Annotated in this window: 13 protein-coding genes; 8 read left to right on the top strand and 5 right to left on the bottom strand. The window is 51.1% G+C overall.

All coding sequences use genetic code 11. The features are described 5' to 3' along the window. Window positions 1–20 precede the first annotated feature (20 nt). Both M5G17_RS20595 and M5G17_RS20590 read right to left on the bottom strand, forming a co-directional pair. Window positions 21–380 carry a histone-like nucleoid-structuring protein, MvaT/MvaU family gene (locus M5G17_RS20595; RefSeq protein WP_273894750.1) on the bottom strand — a complete coding sequence of 120 codons (360 nt, stop codon included), beginning with the start codon at window positions 378–380 and terminating at the stop codon, window positions 21–23. Between the two features lie 107 nt (window positions 381–487). Further along, window positions 488–1,180, bottom strand: a complete 693-nt coding sequence (locus tag M5G17_RS20590; protein WP_273894749.1) for a hypothetical protein — start codon at window positions 1,178–1,180, stop codon at window positions 488–490. Between the two features lie 286 nt (window positions 1,181–1,466). Here M5G17_RS20590 and M5G17_RS20585 point away from each other — a divergent pair, with 286 nt between their 5' ends. The 4 genes from M5G17_RS20585 (at window position 1,467) to M5G17_RS20570 (ending at window position 4,783) form a co-directional block, all read left to right on the top strand. Then, complete coding sequence (locus tag M5G17_RS20585) at window positions 1,467–2,912, top strand: SIR2 family protein (protein WP_273894748.1); 1,446 nt, start codon at window positions 1,467–1,469, stop codon at window positions 2,910–2,912. Between the two features lie 2 nt (window positions 2,913–2,914). Beyond that, window positions 2,915–3,382: a TIR domain-containing protein gene (locus M5G17_RS20580; RefSeq protein WP_273894747.1), complete on the top strand. Its 468-nt coding sequence runs from the start codon at window positions 2,915–2,917 to the stop codon at window positions 3,380–3,382. 286 nt (window positions 3,383–3,668) lie between these two features. Beyond that, window positions 3,669–4,214, top strand: a complete 546-nt coding sequence (locus M5G17_RS20575) for a hypothetical protein (protein ID WP_273894746.1) — start codon at window positions 3,669–3,671, stop codon at window positions 4,212–4,214. 113 nt (window positions 4,215–4,327) lie between these two features. Next, a complete protein-coding gene (locus M5G17_RS20570; RefSeq protein ID WP_273894745.1) occupies window positions 4,328–4,783 on the top strand; it encodes a toll/interleukin-1 receptor domain-containing protein in 456 nt (151 codons plus the stop codon). A gap of 590 nt (window positions 4,784–5,373) precedes the next feature. On the opposite strand, the gene M5G17_RS20565 is transcribed toward M5G17_RS20570, so the two are convergent. Beyond that, window positions 5,374–6,198 carry a restriction endonuclease gene (locus M5G17_RS20565; RefSeq protein WP_273894744.1) on the bottom strand — a complete coding sequence of 275 codons (825 nt, stop codon included), beginning with the start codon at window positions 6,196–6,198 and terminating at the stop codon, window positions 5,374–5,376. Window positions 6,199–6,554: 356 nt separating this feature from the next. Here M5G17_RS20565 and M5G17_RS20560 point away from each other — a divergent pair, with 356 nt between their 5' ends. The 3 genes from M5G17_RS20560 to M5G17_RS20550 are packed head-to-tail and all read left to right on the top strand — an operon-like array spanning window position 6,555 to window position 8,895. Continuing rightward, on the top strand, window positions 6,555–7,529 hold the full coding sequence (locus tag M5G17_RS20560) for an adenosine deaminase family protein (protein WP_273894916.1): 975 nt from the start codon (window positions 6,555–6,557) through the stop codon (window positions 7,527–7,529). Continuing rightward, the gene (locus M5G17_RS20555; protein WP_273894743.1) at window positions 7,526–8,086 is read left to right on the top strand and encodes a non-canonical purine NTP pyrophosphatase; all 561 of its coding nucleotides are present in this window, start codon (window positions 7,526–7,528) and stop codon (window positions 8,084–8,086) included. The genes M5G17_RS20560 and M5G17_RS20555 overlap by 4 nt, the downstream gene beginning before the upstream one ends. Next, window positions 8,083–8,895, top strand: a complete 813-nt coding sequence (locus M5G17_RS20550; protein WP_273894742.1) for an SIR2 family protein — start codon at window positions 8,083–8,085, stop codon at window positions 8,893–8,895. Before M5G17_RS20555 ends, M5G17_RS20550 begins: the two co-directional genes overlap by 4 nt. A gap of 230 nt (window positions 8,896–9,125) precedes the next feature. On the opposite strand, the gene M5G17_RS20545 is transcribed toward M5G17_RS20550, so the two are convergent. Both M5G17_RS20545 and M5G17_RS20540 read right to left on the bottom strand, forming a co-directional pair. Continuing rightward, complete coding sequence (locus M5G17_RS20545; RefSeq protein ID WP_273894741.1) at window positions 9,126–10,754, bottom strand: UvrD-helicase domain-containing protein; 1,629 nt, start codon at window positions 10,752–10,754, stop codon at window positions 9,126–9,128. Window positions 10,755–10,756: 2 nt separating this feature from the next. Then, entirely contained in the window at window positions 10,757–12,475 is a 1,719-nt protein-coding gene (locus M5G17_RS20540) for an ATP-dependent nuclease (protein ID WP_273894740.1), read from the bottom strand. A gap of 424 nt (window positions 12,476–12,899) precedes the next feature. On the opposite strand from M5G17_RS20540, the gene M5G17_RS20535 reads away from it, so the two are divergent. Further along, window positions 12,900–13,535, top strand: a complete 636-nt coding sequence (locus tag M5G17_RS20535) for a hypothetical protein (RefSeq protein ID WP_273894739.1) — start codon at window positions 12,900–12,902, stop codon at window positions 13,533–13,535. Window positions 13,536–13,671 lie beyond the last annotated feature (136 nt).

Genomic DNA, 13,671 nt, shown 5'->3' with positions numbered 1-13,671 from the left:
CAATCCTTAGAATTTCGAACTCAAGCCTGCCAGCTTTCTACCACTTCAGCGCCGTACTTGGACTTCCACTCCTTCAGCACCTTGTGATTACCACCCTTGGTTTCAACGACTTCGCCGTTGTGAGGGTTCTTGTAACGCTTCATCTGGCGCGGCTTCCGAGTGACCTGGGCCGCGGAAGCTGCCGGACGAGCGGCAGCCTTCGGGTCAAGAATGGCGATGACGTTACGTAGGCTATAACCGTACTCGGCTAGCAAATCACGCAGATTTTTCTCAAACTCGATTTCACGCTTAAGGCCGTCATCATTTTTGAGAGATTCGAGCTCGGCAAGCTGGGCTGCCAGCTGCTGTTCCAAGGCGCGAAACTCGGCAAGACGGGACATGGAGTACTCCTATTTGTGGGATGCCCACATCATCTAGCTTACCTGCTCAAATCACAACATCTGTACGATCAACCGAGCCTGCTTACATCGAGTGAGACATTCGGTTCCTAAGCAGCGCCGGCATCCTCAACCTCAGGAACTGAGCTCTTGCTTCGTGGACCGGAGGGCGTTGTTGCAACCTCATCGAGGATCTCAGGATGGGTTTCCAAATACTTCTGGAAACGGCGCGCGGCGCGGTAGCTATTGTAGGGAGACATGATCAAGGCAGCGCCAAAAATGAACATCACCTCAACGCCCGCACCTGCCAGGAAGGCACTGAAGGTCCCGCCCTTCAACATGATCGCCAGCCCAGTGATACATCCGATGCCCATAAATAAAAAGCCGAACACGCATACAGACCAGGCCGCCGTGGTCTCGTGCGCGGTAATACGGAGCGTTATGCGAGGCTGCTCCGGCGTGACCCACAAAAAACGAGCGATCTGGCGAATCTGCCAGTTATTCCAATGAGCAGTTCGGGCCAAGCGGATCAGGAAATCAGCTTTAGTACGATCTGCTCTGACACCACTGGCGATACGAAAGCTCTCGAGATAGATGGCATCATCGAGGTACTGCGCATAAGGAGACTGAGAGCTTTCAGCGGCGCGAAGCTCTTTTAGAATTTTATATTGCCGACGCACCAAGAGGCTGTCGTACAAATTAATTAGCTTGATAGCCCTGGTTGGTAAGAAGAACAACATGCCCACGAATGCAGCAGCTGCGGCCCAACCGCTGTTAAACTGCGCCACAATTTCTTGAATCATGAATGGTTCCTTAAATTGATTTATAGCTTTCCAAAAAGCTTAAAGCCCGAGCGGGCAACCCATAGATGCCCGGTTCAGATTCTGCCCCTAAAGCTGACGCTTGAAAGCGTCCACTATCATAGATGCGACTCAAAAGGAAGAGCTTCGTAGCGCTGCACGATAAGTCACTGAATGAGTCGAGAGCTCGTCAGTGCAAAACAGACCTTGAAATTCTGCCATGTTGACACCAGATAGCTTACTCGTGATAGCTAGTGGCCAGCTTCTTCATACAAGGAGGTACCCGAGAATGACTGCGCAGTTTTCGCCTGAAATCGAAGCGTTCATCAAAACTTACGTGAAAGATATCGAAGCCGGAGTGGCCGCCGTATTCGCAGGTGCCGGGTTGTCCAAGAGTTGTGGCTTCGTGAATTGGAGTGAGCTGCTCAGCGATATCACCGAAGAGCTAGGCCTCAAGGTTGAGCTGGAGCACGACCTGATTTCCGTCGCCCAATACCATGTCAACAAAAAAAATAGCCACACCGGCCTAGCACGGAAAATCCTTGAAGAGTTCTCCGAGCAGGCAGAACCCTCTGAGGCCCATAACATCGTTTCGCGACTTCCGATCAGAACCTATTGGACAACCAACTACGACACCCTGATCGAAGATTGCCTCAAGGCGAACTATCGTGTTGCTGACATCAAGCGCAGGGTCAATGACCTCATCACCACACGCCCCAAGCGAGACGCTGTGGTTTACAAGATGCACGGTGACGTGTCATTGCCTGGTGATGCCGTCCTCTACAAAGAGCAGTATGAGAAATACCACAGAACCCATGAAGCCTTTATAACGGCCCTCAGCGGGGATCTGGTCTCTAAAACATTTCTGTTCATCGGCTTCAGCTTCACGGACCCGAACCTAGATTACGTATTAAGCCGCCTCCATGTCGCGGATAATTTTCGCCGGACCCACTACTGCTTCCTTCGCAAAGAACCTGCAGAACCTCAAGGCAAAGAAGACGCCGAGTTAGCTAAGTACCGCCAGCGTCGGCAGGAGTACCACGTCCGTGATCTGCAGCGATTCGGAATTCAGGCTCTGCTGGTCGACAACTATGAAGATATCCCGAAGATCCTGAGGGAGATCGAGAGCCGTTTCCTCAAAAAGACCATCTTCATCTCAGGCAGCGCCGAGGAATATGGCGTCTGGGAGAAGCAAGAAGCTCTGAATTTCATGCACTCCCTCTCCGCCGCCCTGGTGAAAGAGGGTTATCGAGTCGTTAACGGGTTTGGCTGGGGCATCGGTAGTGCCGTCATCAACGGTGCACTCGACGCCATCTACTCCAAGCCCGAGAAGTATTCCGAAGACCAGCTCATCATGCGACCGTTCCCGCAGGTGGCCTCTAACGGCAAAGACCTGAGAGAGCTATGGCAAGAGTATAGGCATCGAATGATTGGGCTTTCTGGTATTGCTCTGTTTGTCTTCGGCAATAAGGCCAAAGACGGCACCATCGTTAATGCTGATGGCGTGCGCAGTGAGTTTTCGATCGCCCAAGGGAAAGGGTGCGTTGCATTACCTATTGGTGCCACCGGTTACATGGCCAAGGAGCTGGCTGACGAGATGCTGGCCAATCCGGCGGATCACTTCTTCCAGCACCCTTGGCTGGAGGAGAAAGTAGCAAAGCTCGCAGATCTAGCAGTTGATCGGGCCACTATCGAGAAGCAAGTTCTGTCCATCATCAAGAAGCTTGGGGGTTAGGGATGAAACGCAAGGTCTTTTATAGCTTTCACTTCGACAACGATGTGATGCGGGTGCAACAGATTCGCCAGATGGGCGCATTGGAAGGAGACGAGCCCGTCAGCCCCAATACCTGGGAGCAGATTAAACGCACCGAGAAAGGGGTGAGGGAGTGGATCGACCAAAACCTAAATGGAAAATCCTGTCTCGTGGTGTTGATCGGTAGCAAGACAGCCGAACGCCCTTGGGTCAAATACGAGATTAAGCGTGCTTGGGAGCTTAATAAGCCGGTCGTCGGCGTCTACATCCATCGGCTCAATTGCCCTCGGAATAGCTATAGCTCGAAAGGTTCCAATCCCTTTGACAATTTCACCTTTAAGCGTAATGGCGTAATCGTCAAACCACTGGTGTACGAGCCCAAGGCCAGCGACGCCTACGGTGACATCAAGGAAAACTTGGCTACCTGGATCGAAAACGCCATCAAACTCTAGCTTGTTAGCGCTGATTCGCTTTTGACCCAGCGTGCTGATTTTAATTGCCCCATATGCTGCCTTGAGGGTCCTGCGCAGAGCTGTCCTTTGCCAAATATTTATGTGGGTAAATAAACTTCAGCACAATGGGGAGAAATGCATCAGTGCAAAAAGAATTGTAATTTATAAGTCACTCAGGGAGGGCGATAAAATATGCATTAAGTGCAGTTATATCGCTCTTCGTATGGGTTATGGTTGTTTGTTCGCTATGTGACTGATCGCAACAGAAATTGCTATGGGATAAATTATGCCTGGGATGATGAAAAGGAAATTTAGCAGTGACACTGAGAGGTACATTGCAGCCTTCACACCTCAGCTAAAAAAATTGGTTGTCGCACTCCCTTTTGAATATGATAAGAAAATCGTTTTAGATTACTATAAAATATTCTTCCCTAATCAATGGCTTAATTTAGTCAGTCGTTGCGACTATTATCTAGATAAAGATCAGCATCTAGTTAGTGTTGGGAAAAGGAGAAGATACAACCACAGCAATCCCGATGATTTTTTTTACAGCTTGGAAAAAGTTAAATATATTTGTTCAGGCGGCTACAAGCTTGAGCACAAGAAATCTTATTGTGAGGACAGAAGAGAAAAGGCAATCAACGACCTGGCAGGAAAAACTAAAAAGCCGAAGGCAATATCTTCAACTCTTCAGTTTACAGATCCATACCATTTCAATATCTTCACTTCGGCATACCACAAACGTGGAGCGACTCAACATGAAAAAATTGAAATAGTTAATGAACTAAAAAAATTTAAAACTCCTGGTATTATAAAATTTTTCAGAAGCTGAATGATTCAGAGAGAAATAACCAAATCAGAAACATTGCCTTTGAATATTTGCAATCAATCAACGCATATGTAAGAAAGAGGAGGTCATTTAAAGGCAATATAAAAGAATACTACTTGAGCAATGATAAGTTTATCGTGACGCCAGCTGACCTTGCTGACAAATTAAAATCTGGCAGCATTCAAAGCAGGAAAGTTTTCGATCTATTTATCTCGCACAGCTATAAAGATAACGATTTAGTTCGTAGGTTGCTACCGGTGCTTAACGAAAATGGATTTAACATTTATTGCGATTGGACCAGTGATAATGACTTTCTCAGAAGGGAGCTGGTTAGCGAATACACCGAAGCTGTAATAAAAGTTCGAATTGAACAATCGGCCAGGGTTTTGTTTTTGCAAACTGAAAAATCAGTTAATGAAAATGGGGGGGTGTTATCTCCTTGGGTGAAAATTGAGCTTGAGCATGCTTCGATAATTAACAAAGAAATTCTATGTATCAATTTAACACCTATGCCTCCTTTATTTGCTGATATGGTTTTGGAAAAACTCAACCTGGGGGATTTAAATAAATAAGCTGAACACATAACAAGCTCGTGAATTTCTACATCCGATCTCTGTCACTTCTTGTGCCTGAGACGGTGCCAAAGCCTACATTAGCTTCCAATTCACGAAGACGTTATGTTAGTTAAGGTACATTTGACGACAAGTGGTTACCGATGGTTTACCGTCGCTCCACGCCACAGTCGTCGCTTTATTCCTAAGTTATACAACGATTCGCTCGCACCGGAGAGTATAGCTTTGCGGTGTCGCGTGGGCCTGTCGCAGGTGCTCAATTATCTGCTAAATGAAGTGCGATAGCTGTGGCTCTGAGCCGGATGGGGTGCGACTCCTATATGCTCGCGATTTCTCAGGGCCGGGTTCTACAACCGAAGCCTGTCACGCTGGCGATTTTATGCCTGCCACGAATGTCCGGACATAGCCGTTGTCTGCCCGTCGCGAGAGGCATAAAATGACCCAAAGCTGACGGTGATGACAGATAGAAATTGGTCGATTGCGGTGGTCTGTCCCCTGATTACTTATTCCGTAGTTTAAGATAGAGTATAAAACCCGCAGCACAGGCAAAATTGTAGCGAAGCGAAATTTTTCAAAAGTGTCTGCGCGTGTTAAGAATTTTTATGATGCATGTGCTCAACTTCTCCACTGCTGAAATCTTGCAGTACCGCCTCTACAAGATTCATAGCGTCAACTTCAAGGTCTTGTTCGAGCTGCGTAGACAAATACGTAACCACGACTTTACCTAGCTTTAATTCTCGATTGTCTGGAGTTACGAGATAAGACTTCTCAGGAAGCAGTGTTGTCTCGCATTCAACACCAAAGCCATCAGATCCTGACAGGACATGCCGATCAAGCCATAAATTAAAAGCACAGGGTTCATGACCCTCGTCTCTGACAACTATTTCAGCTGAGTTGGTAGACATTACCGATGGATCTTGCTCAACAATATCCCTCGTTGCTTGATCCTTTCCGTCATACGACACTTTGAAATCAATGTAATGATTTCTGAGGAATTTAATTTGAATATTGACTATTTGGATAAAGCCATTCCAATCCTCTCCCCGAGGCTTTCTAATCAGTTTGAGGCCGATTTCGTAAAATTCCGCGTACTCTTTGGCGCCAGATTGAAAGCCTATGGTTGTAACTATTATTCCTGTGCTATTGGGGATGTCTGCTGTAAGCCCATGTAGGTTTCTAACGTGCAACAAACTGACTGCGTGGCTATAGTGCTTGCATTCTATGAGTATCCGGTGGGCTATTCCCGCGTATTTGTATTCCCAAAAAACATCTATTTGGTGTTCGACGCCAGACTTACCCTTGATTTTCACGTTATGTCTTACGTCAATATTTTCTACGCCCTGAAGAGCAAGGATCTCCTCATAAATTTTCTGAGCCAACTTCTCATAATCTGTGGAGGTTTCAGAGATTTTCATGCCTTGTACCCTTGATGCATAACGGATAGATGGATTTTTTCATAAACCGGTAGTAGAGGTTTCTGCATAACTCCGTCCCACTCCAGACACGATAATGATGCTGCCGAGCGTAAGCTCTGGGTCGACTCTACCTGTCGTGCCTGACCGCTTTTGGCTGTGGATTCAACCGGTCGATAACGGCCAGCCCCATCGCCCCCCCCAGCAACTGGCTGGTGCCCCACCTCTACCAGCAGGTAGGATTCTCCCTCCTGCCCTAAACGCCGACGAGAAAAGGACCTCGCTTGAACCAGTGCCCATATGACTACGCGCGTTCGCTGGGTGACAGCCATCCCCGCCTCGGTGCGCTCCCTGCCCCCGTGCCGGCAACTCTAACCCTCGATCGCGGGGAGCTCCATGTCCACATGAACGGCGCGATTCCAGCAGCGACCATCCGCGAGATCCTGAGAGACGAAGCAACGGCGCTGCCACCCGGTTTCGTGATTGAGGAGGACCTACTTCGTAGCTCGCCCTGCACATCCCTGGCCACCTACCTGAGGCCTTGGCAGGTGCTGCGACTAATTCCGAAAAAGCGCGAGAATCTAGATGTAATTTCCCAGGCAGTGGTCACCAGCCTCGCCGCGAACGGAATCCGTTTTGTCGAGTTGCGCAGCAGCGTGCTGTATTTGTCAACGCTCCAACGATGCTCAGCCACACAGGCGTTGGAACGCCTCATAGAGTCGACCCGTCATGCGGCGGAGCGCTATGGCATGCGTTGCGGGCTGATCATGACGGTAACGCGCGGCGACTACGCTGCGGTTAACCTAGCTACCTTGCTTCAGGCTTATCGCGATCTAGGAGAGCCAGACGATATTGTAGGGCTTGATCTCGCCGGCGATGAGGAGATCCCATATCCTGCAGAATTGCCATCGTTGTTCCGCGAGGCCAAGGAGCGCTTTGGCCTTGGCGTAACTATCCATGCGGGCGAAACTGGACGCGTGGATAACGTCAGGGCCGCCGTCGAACTGTTTGCCGCCGACCGCATTGGTCATGGCACAGCCGCTAGCCAAGACCCTGCCTTGCTGGAAATGCTTGCTGCTCGGGACATCTGCATCGAGGTCTGCCCGATCAGCAACCGACTAACCGGCGCGGTTCCTGCCGACCAGGCCCACCCTCTGCAGGAGTTCCGCCGACGCGGAGTACCCTTTGTTATTTGTTCAGACAATCCAGCCATCCATCAGCGTGGTTTGGCGGATGATTACGCAGTTGCCATGGCCGAAGGTCTCACTGCGGATGAGCTAGCCCAGCAGTTTGCGACCGCCAAACGCTATTCCTTCCTAGAGGATCTGAGTTGAAAATTCGTTTTATGTCCGGCAATCAGCACAAGATTGCCGAAGTTCAGCGCATTCTTGGTCCCGTTGGCGTGGAAATCGTGCCGGTGGCACGGAAGATCGAGGAATTACAAACTGAAGATGTCGAGCGCTTGGTAAGAGATAAGTTGATCAAAGCGTTTCAGGCGATCGGTCACCCACTGTTCATCGAGCACACTGGCCTGTACCTGAAGGGTCTCAATGGGTTGCCGGCAGGCCTGACCCAAATTTTTTGGGACCGGCTGGAAGCGGATCGTTTCGCTGCCCTCGTTGCGGGGCTTGGGGAGACCGCAGTCACGGCGAAAACGGTGCTGGGGTACTGTGATGGATGTGAAATCTATTTGTTCGAAGGCGCCATCGATGGCACGGTGCCCCCTTTGCCGGCCGGCTCGAAGGAGTTTCAATGGGACTGCGTGTTCGTGCCAGATGGTTCCACCCAAACCTTCGCTGAAATGGGTGCCGCCAAGGACGACATTTCTATGCGTCGCAAAGCTTTGGACCAGTTCGCCGCCCACCTGAAAACCGCAAGAGGTCCACGATGAACGCCGAATTGCTGCAGGCCTACTGCACCAACAAATTGATGCTATTCGTCGGCGCCGGCGTTTCCGCCAATCTTAAGTTGCCTACCTGGGACGAGCTGATTGCGCACATCGCGAGAGAGTTAGGGTACGACCCCAAGATTTTCGCCACCTACGGCACACCATTAGCCCTAGCAGAGTACTACATAAAGAAAAAAGGCAGCCTGGGAGCCCTTCGCAGTTGGATGGACCGCGAATGGCACAAAACTACCACCGATGTCACTCAGTCCGATATCCATCGTTTGATAGCCGAGGGACAATTCTCGCGGATTTACACCACAAACTATGACCGTTGGCTGGAGCTGGCCCACAAGGCCTTTGGCGTTGCGTATGACAGGATTGCCAACGTGGCCGACCTCGCCAATACATCAGAGGGCCGCCGTCAGATCATCAAGTTCCATGGCGACTTTGACGACGACGCCACGATAGTTTTGGGCGAAACCAGTTACTTTCAACGGTTGAATTACGACTCCCCGCTCGACATCAAGCTCAGTCACGATGTCCTCTGCAACTCGGTACTGTTCATTGGATACAGCCTAAGTGATATCAACATCCGTCTGATGTTCTCTAGGTTGACCCAGATGTGGGGCCACTCCTCCCTTGCATCCACCCGCCCTAAGTCTTATTTCTTGACCAACCGCCCAAATCCGGTTGCTAAGGAAGTGCTCGGGCAATGGGGCATCGAAATGATCATTTCCGAGGAAGACGATCCGAAACAGGCACTAACCGATTTTCTCCGGCAATTGGTGGACGAGTCTGGCACAACGCGGTAACCAAGGATCGCTCATTCTTTCTCCGAGCAGCCATGTTACGCGCAGGGCATGGGAATTCTTACCATCGCCAGAGGCACGTTACCACTGGTGCTTTTTGGCTCCTAGGGATATGGCGCACGGATGGGAACACTGGCGCGGCCGATGGTCCTCGCCAGGCGATCACTGCGTAAAGTACGAGCATGCACCAAGCACCTCGACAGCGCTGTTGGAGCGCTGTCGAGATATCGTGTTTACCAAGTGAGCGGTATCGCGTTTGCTCCATTTCTGCCAATGAACTGGGATGGTGAGCCATTCTTGACTTCTCCCCGCGTGTTAAAGCGAAAACTCGATGTCATCAACACGCAAGCTTTGATTGCACGGGTGATTCCCACGTAATGCAGATTTAGGCACTGGATTTCATCCTGGAAAATAACTTGACCGTATGCACCCGGCGGATAAAGACGTGTCGGGATCACGTGATCGTAGAGATCAGCATGAAAAACCAGTTCGAATTCCAACCCTTTGGCTTTATGCAGCGTCATGATCTGAATGGCGGCATCATCGGATCTTTGAAACCATCGGAGTTTGTTGGCATCCCCACAAATGACTCCAAGCTCCATTGCTCCATCCGCTGATGGCTGATGTCCCAGCAGGCATGTGGCGGCATCCACCACTGTCTGGACCAGGTGGCATTCAAGACAGGATCTGCAACTCAGTATTGCTCTACGAACCGCACGCCGTTCGTGGGTGGCGAGCTTGGGCAAATTCGCTCGATCAATCAACGCCTCGGCAGTCATCTGAGGGTCGTAACGCAGCCGCAGTAAATCCGAGAAAAGGCTTGCCTCAGCAGCCAACGTAGCTTCGAAAGGGCTATCCTCGACGAGGCGGTGAGTAAGCTCCAAATTGTCAGCAATCAAGCGCGCAGAATGCTGATGCCGACACAAAATTGCGACCTTGTCGGCCGAAGCAACTTGGTAGTACTGCATGAGGTGCGGAATAGCAGTTTTCAACCAAATCCCAATCGCTCTTTGATCACCTACGACTGTCTTAATGAACACCCGCATATCGTTTGTCGGAGCGATAGGGTGGTTCGGATCAAGCAATCGAAGTGCGAAATCGTTGATCGATGGGTGGCTGCGAAAGTTCGTAGTAATGGCAAAGGGTGCAAAGCCACTGCCGTGCGCCGTTAGCTCAAGTAGGTACCTAGGGTCCTTGTGCGCGAACCCATAAATCGACTGATCGCTATCGCCAACCGCAACAGCCATTAACCCCAGAGACTTGAGCCTCAAAAACAACTCATGCTGGAAATGTCCGCTGTCCTGATATTCGTCGATGTACACCGCGCGATACCGGGCCGTGAGATATTTCTGACAAGCCGGAGACTGTTCGATTATGTAGCGAGCCAGCATGCCCACAGCTTCAAGCGGGACGAACCCCTGCACCAACGCCTCATGCAGGAAAGGCAGGAAATCGGCTGTTTTGGTAACAGTCGCGTCCTGGATCAGAATTTCCGGCAGCGTTAGCGTCACCGCTTCAGGCAGTTCCCGGAGCTTGGCGGTCTTTACGTCGGTGGCGACAGGCATCAACTGTCGCGCGAACGGAAAGACGATCTCGCGCAGGCAGAAGTCATCGATCGTGCCGAAAAACGAGCTTTTCACATCAAAAGCGTCGGCTTTGCAACGGCGCTCCAGCTCATCACTTGCTTTGTTCGTGAACGAGATGGCGATGATGCCTTGATAGGGACGCAACTCTGATACAAGGTGGCGAACCTTGCGGGAAAGGACACTGGTTTTACCACTGCCGGGACGCGCCACGACAACCATGTCGCCCACAAACTCAATGGCCTGCTCTTGCTCCGGACTGGGTTTGAAGATGGTCATCACTAAGCCTGCTCGGCAGCGTTGAGGCAGTACATCAGCGGCTTCAACAAATCCCCTTGCACTGGTGCGATGAGCTGATCCCCGCAGTCCTCAAGGAATTCCTGCATGCGGATAGCCTTCTTGCCCTGAAGGTATGCAATAGCTTCAGGCAGTGTATAGCCTTTAAAACCTGCCAGCAGCGCCGGTAGCTCAATGGCGATGTCGTTCTCTAGATCGACTTTCGAGAGATAGATACCAAAAGGGGCGACAGCGGCACTCACCGCTTGCCAATTGCCATCGGCTTGGCAGGCCGCATGATCATATGGCACTGGGCGGTGAGGCTGGGAAGGCATCCCCGCTAGCGAAAGAGCACGGTTGATACCCGCCACATGCCGATGTATCACCTGTGCTCCCTGAGGACCTAGGAGGATATTGGAGATGTCATTGTCGGTTCGCATGGCCCATGGAATTTCCAAGGCGTCCAACACGCGTTTGTAAACCTGAAATGCAACGCCATCGACGGACAATAGCGATACGTTGCGGTGATCAAGATCGATCTGATGAGCTCGTGCCAATGCGGCATAAAACAGCATTTCGGACGGGCCCTCGACCAGCATGACTGCCGAGGCAAAAAACGCCTCCGCAGGAAGGATACTGATTCGGTAGCCAAGCCCTGTCCATGCGTCGTCGATGCAGGCAGAGCAGCCCTGACTGGCAGCGCGGGACGCACCATTGTCTCGTAGCAGCCGGACGATGGAGTCAGGCCGATAGCTTGCGGCGATCTGTGGAGAGTGCGAGGTGACAATGGTCTGGCCGGGAAGCGAACTGATGAGATAGCTCGCCAGTTTGCGCTGCTGATGAGGGTGCAGATGCGCTTCAGGCTCTTCAACGCAATAGATCACTACCTCGCTATTCTGATCGTGCTCAAGCACGCTTTTGGCTTTCCACAAGGCGAGCAAAATCTGGTTGTTACGACCGTCACCACCGAGCATCACCCGCGAACCGTTGGTGCTTGCTCCCAACTCCAACTGTTCGATGAATTGTTCGATGCCGATCGCCCCGGTATCTAGAGACACGTTGTACCCAGCATGATGGTGGGAGAGCGCCTTCAATTCATCGTTGAGGTCTTTAGTCGCTTCAGCTACGTAGTGCAGGCTCCTGACCCCATCGTTTACAGACTTCAGTAGCTTATTGAGCGCCTGCAATTGTTTAGTATCGGCCTCCGTCTCTGGCTGGCCGCGGGCGGCCTGAGCGAGGCGCAGCAAATGCCGTTTCTCCGAGCGGATGTATCGCACAAGGTCACGCTGAGAATGGATGTACTTCAGATGCAGGTACTTTAGATAAAAGCGGCTGGGAATAACCTCCAGCGCATCGGCATCATGGCCGGCAGCGATCTCATAGCGGTATTCCGGGCTGTAGCCTCGAAACTCAAGGAAAAAGCAACCATCGGCACTGACATGCCCCTTGAGCTGAGAGAGCACTGCATCCTGAGTCACCTCGGAGAAGGCAATTCGGATAGAAAACGAGTCAGCCTGAGCGCCGTCTTGAGCGCAATGGAAGTCATGCGTCGACGGTTCGATATCGGCGTCCGACAAACTCTTGTCCAGCAAAAGCCGCAACGCATGGATCATGTTCGTTTTGCCGACGTCGTTGCTTCCAATCACCAAGCTGTTTTTGGCCAGATTGATGTGAGCGTCAGCAAAGTTTCGGTACCGCTTCAGTTCAACGTAATCAATTTTCATAAGTGCCGGAGAGCTTCCTGCTACCGTTGTTATGGGGCTGTCGACGATGGAATCCGGTTATTTTGGCCATAATCTTGGACATGTAGTTCGCAAAATCATGCTAGCCCGCGACGCATCAAAGAGCCAGCAGTGCGCACCCGAAAAGACACCCGCCATTTTGGCCATCTCAATTCCTACAGCAGATCAAGCGTGGGAGTTTTTCTTGAATCCACAGGGATTACGCTCTTGAACTGAGTCTTTTAGAACAGGGGGCATCGGCTGATTAAGTGGTTGACGTGAATCGTGACGGAAGGTGGAGAACATGGGTAACTGCAACCAGTAGGATTGCAATTTCAAAGGTGTCCAAAGAGCATATGGAACATGCCCGGTGATGGCCTGACTCATTGCCTCCACCGACCTTCTTCAGCCTCAAATGGAGCAACAAATGTACTGCATCCATTGCAGCGCATCTCACGACAAGCTTGATCGGTTCTGCAGTCAGTGTGGAGAAAGCCTTGCTGGCTCGACCCAGCACAACGTATCCACCTCTGGCGACCGCAGCTTCAACGCTGGTCAACATAACGTTTTCACCGGAAATACGATCAATCTGGAACCAAGTCGAAGTGATCCTGAGCCGCAGGCCTACATTGATCGAGTCAAAACTCGTCCTTTGACGATTGCTGGGCATCCGGTCAAAGCCGCTTGGCTAATATTCTCAGGCGCTCTTGGAATGGTGGGAAGTATCGCCAGTATCTGGAGCGTATGGCAGTCGACAACCCAGTACTTCTGGATATTCCTGATGGGATTCAGCATGGTAACGCTAGTGGTGGGCATGGGCCTGAGCCGTCAGCGCTTCACACGACTGTCTCAATTTCTCACTATTGAGTCGAACAATGCAGGCGATGTGTTTCTGACCAAAATCGAGGGCAAATGCTCTAAATGCGATGGCGTGTTGAAGCTGCGGGATATTGGAAAAAAAGAGCAGCGAGCGACCATTGTGCGATGTACTCGAAATCCTGATCACTCCTGGCTGTTCGACCCGACAGTTCTGGGCGAGCCTGGCGTCGAAGACTCTCAGTAGCCGAAGTGAGTGGCTGCAACCGACTTGCCGACGTTGAGTTATGAATGCCATCGGTAGTGCTTAGCGTAGCGCGAGGAGGTTGCGGAGCGCCTCATTGGGTTCTGGAGGATGATCAAGCGTAAGCGTCCGGCGAACT

Origin of the sequence: Pseudomonas rubra (genome assembly GCF_028656935.1) — a bacterium.
Taxonomy (GTDB): Bacteria; Pseudomonadota; Gammaproteobacteria; order Pseudomonadales; family Pseudomonadaceae; genus Aquipseudomonas; species Aquipseudomonas rubra.
This window is presented reverse-complemented; position numbering and strand designations above follow the sequence as displayed.

Excerpts from the sequence above, each read along its gene's own strand:
- M5G17_RS20580 (WP_273894747.1), top strand. The coding sequence starts at position 2,915 with ATGAAACGCAAGGTCTTTTATAGCTTTCACTTCGACAACGATGTGATG.
- M5G17_RS20575 (WP_273894746.1), top strand. The coding sequence starts at position 3,669 with ATGCCTGGGATGATGAAAAGGAAATTTAGCAGTGACACTGAGAGGTAC.
- M5G17_RS20535 (WP_273894739.1), top strand. The coding sequence starts at position 12,900 with ATGTACTGCATCCATTGCAGCGCATCTCACGACAAGCTTGATCGGTTC.
- M5G17_RS20545 (WP_273894741.1), bottom strand. The coding sequence starts at position 10,754 with ATGACCATCTTCAAACCCAGTCCGGAGCAAGAGCAGGCCATTGAGTTT.
- M5G17_RS20590 (WP_273894749.1), bottom strand. The coding sequence starts at position 1,180 with ATGATTCAAGAAATTGTGGCGCAGTTTAACAGCGGTTGGGCCGCAGCT.
- M5G17_RS20540 (WP_273894740.1), bottom strand. The coding sequence starts at position 12,475 with ATGAAAATTGATTACGTTGAACTGAAGCGGTACCGAAACTTTGCTGAC.
- M5G17_RS20565 (WP_273894744.1), bottom strand. The coding sequence starts at position 6,198 with ATGAAAATCTCTGAAACCTCCACAGATTATGAGAAGTTGGCTCAGAAA.
- M5G17_RS20595 (WP_273894750.1), bottom strand. The coding sequence starts at position 380 with ATGTCCCGTCTTGCCGAGTTTCGCGCCTTGGAACAGCAGCTGGCAGCC.
- M5G17_RS20585 (WP_273894748.1), top strand. The coding sequence starts at position 1,467 with ATGACTGCGCAGTTTTCGCCTGAAATCGAAGCGTTCATCAAAACTTAC.
- M5G17_RS20550 (WP_273894742.1), top strand. The coding sequence starts at position 8,083 with ATGAACGCCGAATTGCTGCAGGCCTACTGCACCAACAAATTGATGCTA.